The sequence below is a fragment of the Kaistella montana genome (assembly GCF_024436175.1).
GTDB lineage: Bacteria > Bacteroidota > Bacteroidia > Flavobacteriales > Weeksellaceae > Kaistella > Kaistella montana.
Genome location: NZ_JANFQP010000002.1, coordinates 316,186 through 331,556, shown reverse-complemented (window position 1 = coordinate 331,556; position 15,371 = coordinate 316,186). Strand labels below are relative to the sequence as shown.

The 15,371-nt window shown below is 37.0% G+C and carries 15 protein-coding genes; 3 read left to right on the top strand and 12 right to left on the bottom strand.

Translation table 11 applies throughout. The annotated features are described in order from the left end of the window. Nucleotides 1-58: 58 nt before the first annotated feature. From NOV28_RS07700 to NOV28_RS07665, 8 genes are all read right to left on the bottom strand, one after another. Nucleotides 59-802 (bottom strand): sulfite exporter TauE/SafE family protein, encoded by a 744-nt coding sequence (locus NOV28_RS07700; protein ID WP_255929376.1) that lies wholly within the window; start codon nt 800-802, stop codon nt 59-61. After that, nucleotides 793-1,248 carry a FixH family protein gene (locus tag NOV28_RS07695; RefSeq protein WP_255929374.1) on the bottom strand — a complete coding sequence of 152 codons (456 nt, stop codon included), beginning with the start codon at nt 1,246-1,248 and terminating at the stop codon, nt 793-795. Before NOV28_RS07695 ends, NOV28_RS07700 begins: the two co-directional genes overlap by 10 nt. A gap of 4 nt (nt 1,249-1,252) precedes the next feature. Next, a complete protein-coding gene (gene ccoG, locus NOV28_RS07690; protein ID WP_255929372.1) occupies nt 1,253-2,701 on the bottom strand; it encodes a cytochrome c oxidase accessory protein CcoG in 1,449 nt (482 codons plus the stop codon). Between the two features lie 96 nt (nt 2,702-2,797). Beyond that, on the bottom strand, nt 2,798-3,676 hold the full coding sequence (locus tag NOV28_RS07685) for a c-type cytochrome (protein WP_255929370.1): 879 nt from the start codon (nt 3,674-3,676) through the stop codon (nt 2,798-2,800). Nucleotides 3,677-3,695: 19 nt separating this feature from the next. Next, the gene (locus NOV28_RS07680) at nt 3,696-3,890 is read right to left on the bottom strand and encodes a cbb3-type cytochrome c oxidase subunit 3 (RefSeq protein WP_255929368.1); all 195 of its coding nucleotides are present in this window, start codon (nt 3,888-3,890) and stop codon (nt 3,696-3,698) included. Between the two features lie 18 nt (nt 3,891-3,908). Beyond that, complete coding sequence (ccoN, locus tag NOV28_RS07675; protein WP_255929366.1) at nt 3,909-6,188, bottom strand: cytochrome-c oxidase, cbb3-type subunit I; 2,280 nt, start codon at nt 6,186-6,188, stop codon at nt 3,909-3,911. A gap of 31 nt (nt 6,189-6,219) precedes the next feature. After that, complete coding sequence (gene ccoS, locus NOV28_RS07670) at nt 6,220-6,396, bottom strand: cbb3-type cytochrome oxidase assembly protein CcoS (RefSeq protein ID WP_255929364.1); 177 nt, start codon at nt 6,394-6,396, stop codon at nt 6,220-6,222. 115 nt (nt 6,397-6,511) lie between these two features. After that, nucleotides 6,512-8,902, bottom strand: coding sequence for a heavy metal translocating P-type ATPase (locus NOV28_RS07665; RefSeq protein WP_255929362.1), 2,391 nt, complete (start codon nt 8,900-8,902; stop codon nt 6,512-6,514). A 91-nt stretch (nt 8,903-8,993) separates the two neighbouring features. On the opposite strand from NOV28_RS07665, the gene NOV28_RS07660 reads away from it, so the two are divergent. From NOV28_RS07660 to NOV28_RS07650, 3 genes are read left to right on the top strand one after another with little or no spacing between them, the layout of a single operon-like run. Then, nucleotides 8,994-9,710 (top strand): Crp/Fnr family transcriptional regulator, encoded by a 717-nt coding sequence (locus NOV28_RS07660; RefSeq protein ID WP_255929360.1) that lies wholly within the window; start codon nt 8,994-8,996, stop codon nt 9,708-9,710. 37 nt (nt 9,711-9,747) lie between these two features. Beyond that, the gene (panB, locus tag NOV28_RS07655; RefSeq protein ID WP_255929358.1) at nt 9,748-10,563 is read left to right on the top strand and encodes a 3-methyl-2-oxobutanoate hydroxymethyltransferase; all 816 of its coding nucleotides are present in this window, start codon (nt 9,748-9,750) and stop codon (nt 10,561-10,563) included. Beyond that, nucleotides 10,564-10,893 (top strand): hypothetical protein, encoded by a 330-nt coding sequence (locus NOV28_RS07650; RefSeq protein WP_255929356.1) that lies wholly within the window; start codon nt 10,564-10,566, stop codon nt 10,891-10,893. A gap of 3 nt (nt 10,894-10,896) precedes the next feature. On the opposite strand, the gene NOV28_RS07645 is transcribed toward NOV28_RS07650, so the two are convergent. The 4 genes from NOV28_RS07645 to NOV28_RS07630 form a co-directional block, all read right to left on the bottom strand. Continuing rightward, nucleotides 10,897-11,355, bottom strand: coding sequence for a heme-binding domain-containing protein (locus NOV28_RS07645; protein WP_255929354.1), 459 nt, complete (start codon nt 11,353-11,355; stop codon nt 10,897-10,899). After that, on the bottom strand, nt 11,355-13,043 hold the full coding sequence (locus NOV28_RS07640) for an Ig-like domain-containing domain (RefSeq protein WP_255929352.1): 1,689 nt from the start codon (nt 13,041-13,043) through the stop codon (nt 11,355-11,357). Before NOV28_RS07640 ends, NOV28_RS07645 begins: the two co-directional genes overlap by 1 nt. Nucleotides 13,044-13,071: 28 nt before the next feature. Then, nucleotides 13,072-14,352 (bottom strand): serine hydrolase domain-containing protein, encoded by a 1,281-nt coding sequence (locus NOV28_RS07635; RefSeq protein ID WP_255929349.1) that lies wholly within the window; start codon nt 14,350-14,352, stop codon nt 13,072-13,074. 88 nt (nt 14,353-14,440) lie between these two features. Next, nucleotides 14,441-15,370 (bottom strand): 2-hydroxyacid dehydrogenase, encoded by a 930-nt coding sequence (locus NOV28_RS07630; RefSeq protein WP_255929347.1) that lies wholly within the window; start codon nt 15,368-15,370, stop codon nt 14,441-14,443. Nucleotide 15,371: the final 1 nt, after the last annotated feature.

Here is a 15,371-nt window from a genome sequence, read left to right as displayed (position 1 = left end):
TTTGTGGTATTTAAGATTCAAAACTGAGACCAAAGTTAAACTTTAAAAAAAGGTTGTTTTAATGACAGGTCGCATGATTTCCTTGCTGATGATCTTTAGAATTATTGTGAATAACCTGCAAAGCTTCTTTTTTAGGAGAAACATAAGGAATTCCTATTTCCAAACCGCGAAGGATGAAAAGTCCACCCAAAATAATCATCATTACCGGAACAAATTTTAAAATTTTGATTCTGAATGCGGTAGTCATCAAATTTCCAAGAAGAACAACGGAAAACATGAAAGGTAAAGTTCCCAAGCCAAAAAGCGCCATGAAAACTGAACTTTGCCAAATTCCACCTGCTGCCAAACTTGCTGTCAAAGCCATATAAACCATTCCACAAGGTAAAAATCCATTGAGAATTCCGGTGGTGAAACGAGATCGGTAATCGGCTTTTTGAAGGAGTTTGCCTAAATTCATTTTTACAGTAAAAAGAAATTTAGAGAGAAAAGGAATTTTGGAGGCAAAATCTTTTCCACCAAAAGAAAAAATCGCCATCAAAATCAATAAAACTCCAACGATAATGGTTAAATATTGCTGAAAGCCAGCCATCTGAAAACCTTGTCCTACGATTCCTAATATCGCTCCTAGAAAGGCATAAGTTGCAATTCTCCCGAACTGATAAGTAAGATTTTGGAGGTAATAATTGGTAGCTTGTTTTTTGGTTAATCCCATTGAAAGTGCTATAGGACCGCACATTCCGATACAATGAAATCCGGATGCGAAACCTAAACCTAATGCCGAAATGATGAGAGCTATTTCCATTGAACGTCGTAATCGAGTTGGTAAGGTTTTTTGTTTTCCTTCCAAGTTAATTTTAAGGTGTATGAACCTGCTGAAAGCACTTTCGATGGAATTACAAATTGTTTATTCGCATCCAAAATGAGTTCCTTTTTCACATCAAGATTTCCATCGTCGGTACGAAATAGCGTGAAATTCACTTTAGAATCATCTACGCTAATATTTTGAGGAAATACGATTTTTATACCGTTTTTATCTTGGCTGTAACTCGGTTTTTGCGACAATGATGTAGCGTTATTTTTAGCATCGATTACTTGTTGATAGGTGAGCTCATCTTGATAATAATCATCAGAAATGAGTTCGGAATTCTTCATTCCATTCGAATAAACGAAGATTAAAAAAAGAATAAATATGATGAAAGAACCGAGCGCTATTGCAACACCGTGTCCCCAATTGAGTTTTTTTAGCATTTGATTAAAATTGTAATTTAAATGGACCTTCAAAATAAGTTTCGAAGGAATCAAGAAGTTCGCCTTTTTGGTTGTAAACTCCGATTTTTACATTTTGTTTTGATAGCTTCATTTCCTTTTCCGGAAAGCTGATGTTTACCGTTCCCTTAGTCATCTGATCTTTTTTCAAAGTGATTTTATCGGTATCGCTTAAAGTTACTTTTCCATGGGTCGGTTCCATAATTTTGATGGTTACTACCTGGTCTTTGTTGGATTTATTAAGGAAAGTGTAATTGTAGGTATTGGTAATTTGTCCGTCGCGTACAAAGTAGGAAGAACCAGCAGGTTTGATGAATTTCGCTTCCATTGTACCGCGATTACTGAGCAGGAATCCTAAGAAACCAAGCATAAGCAGTAAAACAACAGAGTATGCCTTCATTCTACCGGTAAATTTGAAAGGAACTTCTTTTTCGATTTCGTCTTCGGTAGCGTATCGAATTAAACCTTTTGGTAAGCCAACCTTCACCATTACTTCATCACAAGCATCGATACAGGCAGTACAATTCACACACTCGAGTTGTTGTCCGTTTCGGATATCGATTCCTGTTGGACAAACTACGACGCATTGGTTACAGTCGATACAGTCGCCTTTTCCTTCTGCTTTTCTATCTTCACCTTTTCTCCATTTAGAACGATTTTCTCCTCTTTTGAAATCGTAATATACGTTGATGGTTTGTTTATCGATTAACACTCCTTGTAGTCTTCCGTAAGGACAAACTAAGGTACAAACTTGCTCTCTGAACCAAGCAAAAGTAAAATAGAAAGCCGCAGTAAAGACAATCATCACTAGAAAGCTGGTGAAATTGTTGAAAGGACCTTCCTGAATCATGTTGAAAACTTCTTGGTATCCAACAATATACATAAACATCCAGTGAGTGATGATTAATGAAATGATGATGAAAATAGACCATTTCAAGGATCGTTTCCAGATTTTCTCTGAATTCCATTCTTGTCGGTCGAGTTTCATTTGTTTGTTTCGGTCTCCTTCAATTAAATAATCTATTTTTCGAAAGATCATTTCAAGGAAAATAGTTTGCGGACAAATCCATCCACAGAAAATTCTTCCAAAAACTACCGTAAATAAAATGATAAAGACGATTGAAGTAATTGCTCCTAAAGCTAAAATAAAGAAATCTTGAGGGTAAAAAGGTTGCCCAAAAATGAAAAACTGTCTTTCGACCACATTGATAAGAAGTAGGGGATTACCATTGATTTTCAAAAAAGGAATTACGAAAAACAATGCTAGAAGAAAATAAGCTACTAAAGTTCGATAATTGGTGTATTTACCACTTGGCTTTCTAGGAAAAACCCATTTTCTTTTCCCTGCATTATCCATAGTTCCTACCGAATCTCTGAAAGTTTCGGGATCTACTACCTGTCCTTGTCCGCCTCTAAAATTTTGATCTTCTGCCATTGTTATTTATTTTTTAAATAAAAAAACATAATTCGTTATTTTATTTTACAAAAATAACGAATTATGTTTTCAAAAGCTATTGTTTTATACGATTACTTACTTTTCCCAATTGGCAGGTGTGCCTTGTGGTGCTGCACCGCCTTCAGCTGGAGTAATAGGTTTTTGTTCTTGGTTGATATGATATACATATGCAGCTACGTTCTGGATGTCGAAACCGGTAAGAACTCCGTTTTTACCCCATGCTTGCATGGTTGGGTTGTTTTGACTTCCATTTTCAACCATGTGGAAAACATTTTTGAAAAGTGTTTTTTCTGGTTGATTGATCCAGGTGTTATCAGTTAAATTAGGTCCGATTCCTCCTTTCCCACCGTCTCCGTGGCAAGATACACAGTTGGTTTTGAAAACCTCTTCTCCGGCTGCAATATTATCAGGAGAATATACCGCATTATCAATGGTTGGTGGCGGAGTATTTTTCATATATTCTGCAATACTTGCTGTTTGCGCTTTGTACTCTTCATCATACTCTGGAGTTTGGTGAGCAAAATCGGTGAAAGCATAAGAAAGCATATAAACGAGACAATACGAAACCCCGAACCAGAATAGACCAAGCCACCATTTTGGCAATTGGTTATCTAGCTCCATAATTCCGTCGAAACCATGATCGATAAGTAGATCTTTTTCTTCTGTTGCTGATTGTTTTTTGAAGGCGCTTTCGTAAAGGCTTTTAAAGTAAGGCACTTTTTTAAATGCTAAATATGCCTTTTTTTCTTCCTCTGAAAGTGCTTTGAACTTTGCATTTTCAATTAAATCTCCAATTGAATTGTGAATGAGAGCAATAATTCCTGCGATTACTGCTGTCCCCCAAAAGTAAGGAGAGGTAAGAAAAGAGGCATTTTGAACGAACATGTAAAATACAATGTATAGAATACAGAGTATTATAAGTAGGGTAATGTATACCGGCGTTCTTTGTTTCATTTTTAGGTTAATTTAAAAATTAAAATTTTTTGTCTTCAGTAATGTCATCTTGCAAAGGCGCGTTTGCTTCCTCATCATAATGTCTTTTCGGACGGGTAAAAACATAATAGACAATACCCAAAAAGAAGACAAGGAAAAATAACATGGCTACGGTTTGTAAGAAACCAACATTTTCACTGTTTCCGAGGATGTCTTTTATGTTTTGAGGAATCATTGAATACGATTATTAAGATTAATTGTTACTAGCTGTTTTTATTTCAGTGGTTTTGATATCTGTTCCTAATCTTTGCAGATAAGCGATAAGCGCGACAATTTCTTTTTTCTCTAGAGGAGTAAAGTTTGCTCCTTCGTCCGCTTTTCTTTTTTCGTAAGCTACTTTTACATCGGCAGCTTCAGAATAGATTTGCTTTACGATATGTGCAGCTTGGTTATCTGCCCACTGATTAGCCGTATCAATTTGAGCTTTGGTATATGGTACATCGAAAGTATTTTTCATCAATTCGAGTTTAGATACCATTTTACTTCTGTCCAAATCATTAGCAATTAACCAAGGATAACGTGGCATGATAGAACCTGCAGAGGTTACTCTAGGGTTCAGCATGTGTTTATAATGCCAAGAACTTGGGTTTTTACCACCTTCTCTGTGCAAATCCGGACCGGTTCTTTTAGATCCCCAAAGGAATGGTCTATCGTAGATAAATTCGCCAGCTTTGGAATACTGTCCGTTTTTACCGTTGAATCTTACTACTTCATCACGGAAAGGTCTTATCATTTGGCTATGACAAGCGTTACAGCCTTCTCTGATATATAAATCTCTACCTTCTAATTCCAGCGGTGAATATGGTTTTACTGCTGCAATTGTCGGTACATTTTCTTTAATAAGTAGGGTAGGTACAATTTCAATAAATCCACCAATTGCTACTGCTACGAATGATAATACTGTTAATAAAAGTGGAGTTCTTTCCAACCAAAGGTGGAAACCTTCGCCTTCTTTTCTTTTCTTGGTTACATCAGCAAGTGCTGGAGCTTCTGCAGGTACTTCTTTTTGGAAAGATCCGCTTCTTACTGTAGCAATTACGTTTACAACCATTAAAATAGCTCCGGAAATATAAAGCACACCACCTACAAATCTCATTTGGTAATAAGGAATAATTGCAGTTACAGTATCCAACCAGTTTTTGTAAACTAAAGTTCCATCTGGGTTAAATTGTTTCCACATCAACCCTTGGGTGAATCCGGAGATATAAAGAGGAACGGCATAGAAAATAACACCCAATGTTCCTAACCAGAAATGCCAGTTAGCCAATTTTACAGACCAAAGTTTGGTTCTCCAAAGGATTGGCAATAAATAATAGATCATACCAAAAGTCATGAATCCGTTCCATCCTAATGCTCCGATATGAACGTGACCAATAACCCAATCGGTATAGTGACCAATTTTATTTAATGTTTTAGTTGCCAATAATGGCCCTTCAAATGTAGCCATACCGTAACAAGTTACCGCTACTACAAAGAATTTAAGTACAGGATTTTCTCTTACTTTATCCCATGCACCTCTTAAGGTAAGAAGTCCATTCAACATTCCACCCCAAGATGGAGCGATTAGCATGATAGAGAATCCTGTAGCCAATGCCTGTGCCCAACCTGGTACCGCAGTATATTGCAAGTGGTGTGGACCAGCCCAAATATAAACAAAGATTAATGACCAGAAGTGGATAATTGATAATTTATAAGAAAATACTGGTCTGTCAGCTGCTTTTGGTAAGAAATAATACATCAAACCAAGGATTGGCGTTGTCAATACAAACGCAACCGCATTATGACCATACCACCATTGTACTAAAGCATCTTTTACCCCTGCATAAGCTGAATAAGATTTCCAACCTGTGAAAGATAAAGGAACTTCTAAGTTATTGAAAATATGCAACATTGCTACTGCTACCCAAGTTCCTAAATAGAACCAAATGGCAACATAAAGGTGACGAACTCTTCTAATAGCAATCGTTCCGATCATATTGATACCAAAAATCACCCAAATTACCGTGATTAAAATATCAATAGGCCATTCATGTTCTGCATATTCTTTGGAAGTGTTGATTCCCATTAAGAAAGTGATTACTACTGCAACAATCATCAGTTGCCATCCCCAGAAATGAATCCAAGAAAGGGTATCGCTCCACATTCTTGTTTTTAATAATCTCTGCATTGAATAGTATGCACCGGCAAAAAAACCATTGGCTACAAACGCGAAAATTACCGCACTGGTGTGAAGCATTCGGATTCTTCCAAAACCAAAGGCACCATGTGTGTTAATCAATCCTTGAAGATTACCGCTCTGCAAACTTTTGATGGTGGCATCATCTGTCCCAAAGAAAAATTCAGGAAGTTCCGGATAGAAAAGCATTAATGCCGCAGTAAGACCCAATAAGAAACCTACAAGTCCGAAAACTATGGTTGCATAGAGAAACGCCCGCACAATGCTGTTGTCATAACTAAATTTTTGTGTTTCCATATAAACTAATCACTTTTTTCTGCTATATTTTTTATTTTTTGTCCTCTTTTTCTGGCTCATCCTGTATGATCTCGGAATCCAATAGAATTCTCACTGCAGGAGATTCATCATCTTCAAACTGACCTCTTTTTGCATTGACAATAAAAATGATCAAAAAGATAACAGCTAAGGTCACGCTGCAAAGAATCATTAAATATAAGATGTCCATTTTTATGCAAAATTAACGTTTAAAACGCCCCCAAATTTAGCGAAAAATAATGATAATAATCATTAAATGTTAAATTTAGTTAATTTAAAACATTTCTAAATAAAATTTACCTATTTTACTTCCTGATTTTGAAATACTTGGTGCTTCTTGCCCAAGTCGAAACGGATGTGAACGCAACAACACTGATCGAGCTTATCGGCATCAATATCGCGGCAAATAGAGGTGACATGTGACCACTGATCGCAAATCCCAATCCGATAATGTTGTACATGAAACTAATTCCAAAGGTAATTTTCACAATCGTCATCGCATCTTTAGAAAACAGCAAATATTTTTTTAAATCTGTCAGTTTTTCGCCTGCCATAATCACATCCGATGAAGGGGTGAAAGAATTGGTGTCATCAGCAATCGCAATTCCTACGTTGCTTTGTTTCAGCGCTCCCGCATCATTTAATCCGTCACCCAGCATCATTACCTTTTGTTGGTGATCCTGAAGTTTTTTGATGTAATTGAGTTTATCTTCCGGACTTTGATTGAAAGCCATGCCTGAAACATTAGGAATCATTGCTCTTAGTTGGTTTTCCTCAGAAGAATTGTCGCCACTTAAAATATGAACTTGGTAATGATCGAGGGTTGTAAATAATGAATTTAAATTGTTGCGGTATTCATTTTTAAAAACATATTTTCCTAAAAATTCGTCATTTTTGCTGATGTAAACGGCAGTTTCAAGGTTTTCGGAATTTTGTCCGATCAGTTTTGCTGATCCTATTTTGTAGTGATGGCCTCGAACAGTGGCTTCATAACCTTTACCAGGAATTTCCCGGAAGGTTTCAATAGGAAAATATTCATCATTTACTTCCAAAAATTCATAAATCGATTTCGATAATGGATGATTGGAGTTTTTAAATAAACTTTTAATATTTTTTAAGTCAAATTCCTGAATTTCAGAACCTTCAAATTTGATATTCGATTTTTTATGATGAGTAATCGTTCCGGTTTTATCGAAAACCAGAGTGTCGATTTTCGAGAGTTTTTCAATCGTGAGAGTGTCTTTTACATAGAATTTATTTCTTCCCAAAATTCGCATCACATGCCCAAAAGTAAACGGAGCCGAAAGCGCTAAAGCACAAGGACAGGCAATGATGAGAATCGCTGCAACTACCTGAAACATCTTTTCGAAATCAATTCTTCCCCAATAAATTCCGGCAACTAAAGTGATTCCTAAAATAATGAAAGTAAAATATTTAGAGATTTCATTGGTCAATGTGTCTAGTCCGGTTTCATGTTTTTTGAAAGCTTCTTTGTTCCAAAGTTGGGTCAGATAACTTTGATTAACCGTTTTGATGACTTCGAGTTCCAGAACAGATCCTAGTTGTTTTCCACCAGCAAAGATTTTATCGCCAGGCTTTTTCGGGATTGATGCACTTTCACCAGTGATAAAACTGTTGTCGATATTGCCTTCACCATTAATCAAAATACCATCAACAGGAATGATTTCCTGATTTCTTACCATAATTCTATCACCAATTTTCAGTTCGGAGAGCAAAATATTTTCTTGTTTACCATCGAAATCGACTTTGGTTACGGCAATCGGGTAAAAAGATTTGTAATCTCTGTCGTAGGCCAGTGCGCTATAAGTTCGTTTTTGGAAAACTTTTCCGAGCAACATAAAAAATAAAAGTCCGCATAAAGTATCGAAATATCCTGCTCCATAATCCGTGAGAGCCTCATAAATACTGCGTCCGTAGAGCATGATAATTCCCAATACAATCGGTACATCAATGTTGACGATTTTATTTTTCAGGCCATACCAAGCAGATTTGAAATAATCTGAAGCTGAATAAAATACTACTGGAGTTGCTAAAAGAAACATGATGAATCGGAACAGATTTTTGTAAGTTTCCATCCAATAATCAGTGGTTCCGGACCATTGACTTGTATATTCAGGCAAACTGAAAAACATCCCATTGCCGAAAGCGAAACCAGCGATTGCCAATTTGATGAGCAAAGTTTTATCAAGAAATTCTTCCTTTTTATCGGCAGTTTCTAGGTTTACAACAGGTTTATAACCTAAATTGGTAAGGAATTTGGCGAGTTCGCTCAATTTCAGTTCTTCGTGATTGAAAGAAATCTGCACGTTTTTTCGGGTAAAATTGACCTGAGAATAATTGATATTTCGGTTGATGGTATGCAGGCTTTCTAATAGCCAAATGCAGGAAGAGCAATGAATCACCGGAATTTTGAAGGTGACCAAACTGGTTTTTCCTTCAGAGAAATCGGTTACAGTGCTGAAAACCTCTGGAGAATCTAGGTAATCGAATTGTGAGGTGTGCTCGTCATCGGGGCGAATTCCTGAACGTTTATTGAGCTCGTAGAAATTACTTAAATTATTGATATTCAGTATTTCGTATACCGATTTGCACCCGTTGCAACAGAAGATTTTATCATCAAATGCAATGCGCTCTTTCTCAATATCCTGGCCACAATGAAAACAGTTTTCAGACACTTTCCTTAAAATTTGACTTGCAAAATTATGATAAATAAATTTGTGACTGGGTTTTAAAAACCCTATTTTTGCTGATAAATGTCATAAAAACATGTCTTTACGAAAACAAACACTTATTGAGGAAAGCTTACGGGAAATTTTCAGCGAAGATTCTTTCAAAGAAATGCTCTCTCCCGAAGATTATGCTACATACCTCTCAGCCAAACAAGTTCTGAAATTTCATAAAGGTGAAACCATCTTCGAGGATGGGGGAACACCAAGTGGAGTTTATTTTTTAAGCAAGGGAACTGCAAAGCTATCAAAACAAGGAGTTTATGGTAAAGAGCAAATCCTCCGTTTCATCAAAGAAGGAGATTTGATTGGCTATAGATCATTGCTTTGTGGGGAAGATTTCCAAGCGAAAGCAGAAGCGATGACCGAAGTAGAAGCTAAGTTTTTACCGTCTTCTATCTTTCTCCATTTGTTGGAAGTGGCGCCCAAACTCTCTTTTGTTATGCTACAGAAAATCGCTTTCGAATTGGGAGAATCTTCGAATACCGTTACTTTTCTTGCACAAAAAACCGTTCGAGAAAGACTTGCGGAAATCTTATTGTTATTGGAGCAGAAATTAGGGACAGATCCTGAAGGCTTCATCAAAATCTCTTTAACACGCGAAGAAATTGCCAACATCATCGGTACAGCTACCGAAAGCGCAATCCGCCTGATTTCTGAGTTTAAACAAGATGAATTGATCGAGGTAGAGGGAAGAAACATTAAAATCTTAAACCACGAAAAGCTCATTAAATTAGGTCATGTTACTTTATTATAAAAGTAACTTTTTTATTAATTGCTTATACCACAACAATATGTCTGTACATTCTGAAATAAAAAAAATCACCACCGAAACTTTGCGAAAAATGAAATTCGACAAAGAAAAAATCACAATGCTCACAGCATATGATTATACCACAGCAAGAATGGTGGATGCAGGTGGTGTAGATTCTATCCTGATTGGAGATTCTGCTGCAAATGTGATGGCGGGTCACGAAACTACTTTGCCTATTACCCTTGATCAAATGATTTATCATACCCAATGTGTGGTTCGAGGCGTAGAAAGAGCACTGATTGTTGCAGATTTACCATTTGGTTCCTATCAAAGCAATTCTGAGAAAGCTTTGGAATCTGCAGTGAGAATGATGAAAGAAGGTGGTGCTCATGCCATCAAAATTGAAGGTGGACTAGAGATTCAAAAATCCATTAAGAAGATCGTTAATGCCGGAATTCCTGTGATGGGGCATTTGGGTTTAACTCCGCAATCTATTTATCAATTCGGAACCTATAAAGTGAGAGCCAAAGAAGATGCAGAAGCTGAAAAATTGCTCTCTGATGCCAAGCTTTTAGAAGAACTTGGGTGTTTTGCTTTGGTTTTAGAGAAAATTCCTGCCGAGTTGGCGAAGAAAGTTTCTGAAAGCATTTCTATTCCTACCATCGGAATTGGAGCTGGGCCAGATTGTGACGGACAAGTGCTTGTATACCACGATATGGTGGGGATGAATCAAGGTTTCTCTCCGAAATTTTTAAGAAGATATCTCGATTTATACACCGAAATTACAGGTGCCGTTTCTCAATATGTAAAAGATGTGAAAGCCATCGATTTTCCTAACAAAACTGAAAGCTACTAAATGAATACCAATACCCAAACCATACAAGGAATACTTTCTATCGCGGCATTACTTTGCCTGATCGTAGGTTTTTTCAATCTTTTCTCCCCGGAAATTAATAATTTGCTTTACAACAAAATATTTTATGTTTTGATTGGAGCGAGTTTCTTTTTGCAGGCTCCAACTTTGGTGAACAAAAATTTCGTTTATCCGATGTATGCTGCAGCAGCGATATGTGTTATCGGTGCCTTTTTACCTCAAGATTCCCAGTTTTCTGGGCTTAAAACGATTGGACTTTTTGCCGGAGTAATTCTGTCGATTTTCAACAGACCAAGACAGGTAAGAAAGTAAGAATCAGTATTTTCCGGATTTCAAGATTCCTTCAAAATAATCTACAAGCAAAACTCGTTCTGCCTTGGTGAGATTTGCTTCCGGATGTTGTGAAATATAGCCGGGAAAAGGCATTGAATAATCTTTCACAGAACGTGCACTGTTTTCCAGCATGTTCTTCTTTAAATCTTGATTGAATTTTCCCCATTCAGAAAAATTCAAATGTTCTCGCCCTTCATTGATGTGGTGCTGAATTGACCATGAAATTGGCGCAACATATGCATATTTTGGATAAACTGTCTCGTTGCTATGGCAATCGTAGCAGGCTTTTTCTAAGATTTGCTCTACATTTTTAGGTGTGTTAAAAACCACCACGAAATTCTCTTTCTGATTGATGGGTTTTAAGGTTCTGTCCACCGGAATGAACTGAATTAATGCGAGAATGATCAACGACCAATAAACAATTTTCTTGAAGGTTTTCATTAAGGTTTACTTGGATTTTGGGGAGTTGTCATAGGTTTTTCTGTGGATTCTTCTGTTGGAATTTTAGATTTTTCCTCAGTTTTTTTCAAATCCCAAGTTTCGCGTACTTCCCATAACGGACGGATTTCTACCGGTTTTTCAAATACGAAAACATCTTCCGCAAATTCTAATTTTCCGAAATCTGCTGAATCCCAAATTCCGTTTTCGTTATTATCAACTAAAATCCGTAGTTTATATTTTCCGGGTTTTAAGGAATTTAATGTTAAAACATTCTCTTTTCCATATCTGGAATAAGCTATATTACCGTTTTCGCTCAGCATTTGAAGCCAGAATCTTTGTGCCGGAGCATTGTTGATGGTCAATAGAAATGTTCCGTAATTTTCAATTTTATCTACCTCAAAATCAAATCGATAAGATTTTCCGATGGTCTCATAGAAAGATGAAACGGTTTCTTTCGGAACGGTTAATGAATATTTTTTTCCTTCTTTAAAATTGGATTTAATGTGGATTTCATAAGGATTATTCTCAGAAATTTTTGCCGTAAATTCCTGTTGAATACTATCCGAAGCCAGCGACCATTTCTCTGGTTGAATTTGATCAATAAAATAATTGGAACTAATCACAAAATCCTGATTGGGCGGCAGCAAATTTCCTTTCGAATTCGAAATCGACATTTCATTTTTCACGTTATAGCGATAGAAAACAGAAACGGTATCTTGTTTTTTGCCATCATCATAGCTGAACTTCAAGTTTTCACTATTTTCATTGCCGAGGTTTTGTTTTTTAGCATCAAACCAAATGTTAATTGAATCCGATTTTGGCGAATGAGTAACTTTGTAATCTTTCAGTTTCTCATTTAATGAAAGAACTTTTACGCTTTCAGGATTGCCTTCGAAAGTCATCAGAATTCCGCCCGCAGTTTCTTTCATTTCGGTATATTTCTGCTCTTTTCGAGACGGATAAAGATTGATTTTAAGACCGGAAATATTTTGATCTAAAGTCACTTTTTCCTTTAAAAACCCTATTTTTTCTTTTCCTGAATCGAATACAGAATTGGAATTGACATCTTCAAAAGCGACTACATGGTAATTTCCAGGTGACAAATAATTCAGTTCGAAATAGCCATCAGGATCAGCTTTGGTGATGTAGTAAGGCTTCTGGCGATAATCCATTGTGTCTTTTTCTTGGTAAAGTCCAACAACCAAGTTCGATTCTTCCGATTTCTTTTCTTTATCTTCAAATAAACTTTTTATTTCCCCACTGATATATAAATCATTGATTTCTTCCCCGGTGGAAAAAGCGAAATTATAGTATTGAAGAGGGTTTCCTTCGTTATTATCTACAATCGCGTTTCCGAAATTGAAATTATACGTGGTGTTGGCTTGCAAAGTATCTTCCCACTTAATCAGCAAATATTTATTGGCCATTCCGGAAGGAATTACTTTGGTCATTTTCTTCAGCGGTGGCGAAATAATCAATTGTTTGTTGATGTCTTTCAGCGTGATATATTCGTCAAAATCGATGCGCAATTCTTTGATGTCACGCGGTACATTTACACGGGTTGTGTCAATATTGGAGCCGACTACTTTTGGGGGAATTGAATCTTTTGCACCTCCAACCGGCGAACCAACTCGCGCGCAGGAAAGCAGAATAAAATTGATAATGAAAAGAAAACACAATTTCTTCATTGAAATGTTTTGAGCAAAATTAAGAAAATTATTCGCTGTACGACTCATTATTAGTGCTTAGCGAATCTTTAGTGCTCTGAATTTTCCAAGTTTCCGTGTCATTCACGATTTTCTGGAATTTTTCTTTCTCTACAGGGAAATTTTCAAACAGCCCGGAAAGCGCCAACGAAGTGTAAACACGGTTCGAATATTTGTTCCCAATCGCGATAATCGTAACATTCGATTTCAGCAAATGCGCAAAAACAGAATTCGTTCCGTGCCACCAACCGTTATGATAAGTGAGTTTTTCGTTATTGTCGAAAACTTTCATTCGGAAACCGAGTCCGTAGTTGTTCACGCCCGGTTTTTCGTTGCTATGTGGTTCGAAAACCATGTTTTTTAAATCTTTACGAAGGAAGTTTTCAGCGAACATTCCTTTAGAAAAATTCAGCAAATCTCTCGGTGTGGTAAATACATTTTTGTCTCCGTAAATCAAATCGAGGCGGTCATAAGGATAAACGCTCGGACCTCTTTGGTAAAAGGATTTCGCAGATCTTTCCATGTCTTTTTGCTGGAGAATATAGGTGTTTTTCATCTTCAACGGACGGAAAACAATTTGCTGCATCGCCTCCGGAAATGGAGTTTTTGTAATTTTTTCTATAATTAAAGCCAACAATGCGTAATTGGTGTTGCAATACATAAAACCAGTATTGGTCGGTCTTGCAAGTTCCGGCTGATAACGAATCAGAAGATTCAGTACATCCTGATTGGTGATGTATTTTTTGGTAAGTTCTGCAGGTTGTGGTTGAATTTTTTCAATGAAATATTCATATTTCGGCAAACCACTTCTTTGCGAAAGCAGGGTGAAAACCGTCACTTCCGGATATGGGAATTTCGGGAAGAATTTAGTCAATGGATCATTCAGATTTAGTTTTCCGGCTTCCACTAACTTCATCGTAGCCATCGCAGTAATCGATTTCGAAATGGAAGCGACGTGAAGTGCAACAGTGTCATTGATCGGTTCTTGCTGGTTGTCTTGCGCAAAACCGCGGTAGCTTTCGTAGAGAATTTGGTCGCCTTTTGCAACTAAAAATCCGCCCCACAAATCGCCTTTTTCCCAGACTTTTTTGTAGTAATCATCAATCACCGAAACGATTGAATCTTTGTTTTTGAGGCGATTGTCTTTATTTTTGAAAACATCATCCAAATCGACGTTTCCGTAGTTGGGCAATGTGGTTTTTTGTTGGATTTCTGTGGAATTTTCTTTTTTACATGAAATAAGAGAACAGCCAAGAATAAACAGGAAAAGTAAGTTGCGGGATAAATTCATCGATACATTTTATGGAAAAAAAATCTCCGCAAGATAAGGGATTTTGCTAAAATTTTAGAGCGGAAAACTCATAAAGAATTGTTAAGAATTACGAAAATTGGGCAAGTATCTTATCTACAATTATTTGCGCCAGTTTTTCTTTGCTTTGTACAGTCCATCCGGCGATATGTGGCGTTACGATGGCGTTTTCCGATTGCAAAAGGTATTCTAAATCTTCGTTTTTAGCATCGAGATTTTCGAAAGAAGGTTTCTCAAATTCCAAAACATCGAGGCAAGCCGCTTTTATTTTCCCGGATTTCATTGCTTCAACCAAATCTTTAGTATTCACATTTTCACCTCGCGCGGTATTGACGAAATAGAAGTTTTTCTTCATTCCTGAAATCAGTTTTGTATTGAAAATATAACGCGTTTCGGGAGTGATTGGAAGGTGCAGACTCAAAATATCGGCTTCTTCCTGAAGTTGTTCCAATGAAACTTGAGTTGCAAACTCGTCGGAAAGATTGGGTAAAATATCGTGGAAAATTACCTGCACACCAAAACCTGAAAGTCTTTTCGCTACGGCTTTTCCCATATTTCCGTAGCCGATGATGCCGAAGGTTTTCCCCAGAAGTTCGTCGCCACGGTTTTCTTCGCGTTTCCAGATACCATTTTTCACTTCGTTGGAAGCGATGAACAATCGATTCATTAAAATCAGAAGCATTCCCAGAACGTGTTCCGCAACGGAATCACGGTTTCCTTCGGGCGAGCTGATCAATGAAATCCCCGATTTGGTAGCAAATTCTCCATCAATATTTTCCATTCCGGCGCCTACTCGGGCAATGAATTTCAAGTTCTTGCCGTGTTCGATGAAGTTGCGGTCAATCGGGATTCTGCTGCGGAGAATAATGCCGTCGTACGCATCTATTTTTTTTAAAACTTCATCGTAAGACGAGCTGAAATCATCATCAATATGGAAACCTTTGGCAGAAAGCTGTTCGGTAATCAGCGGATGATTTTTATCCAGTTGAAGGATTTTCATT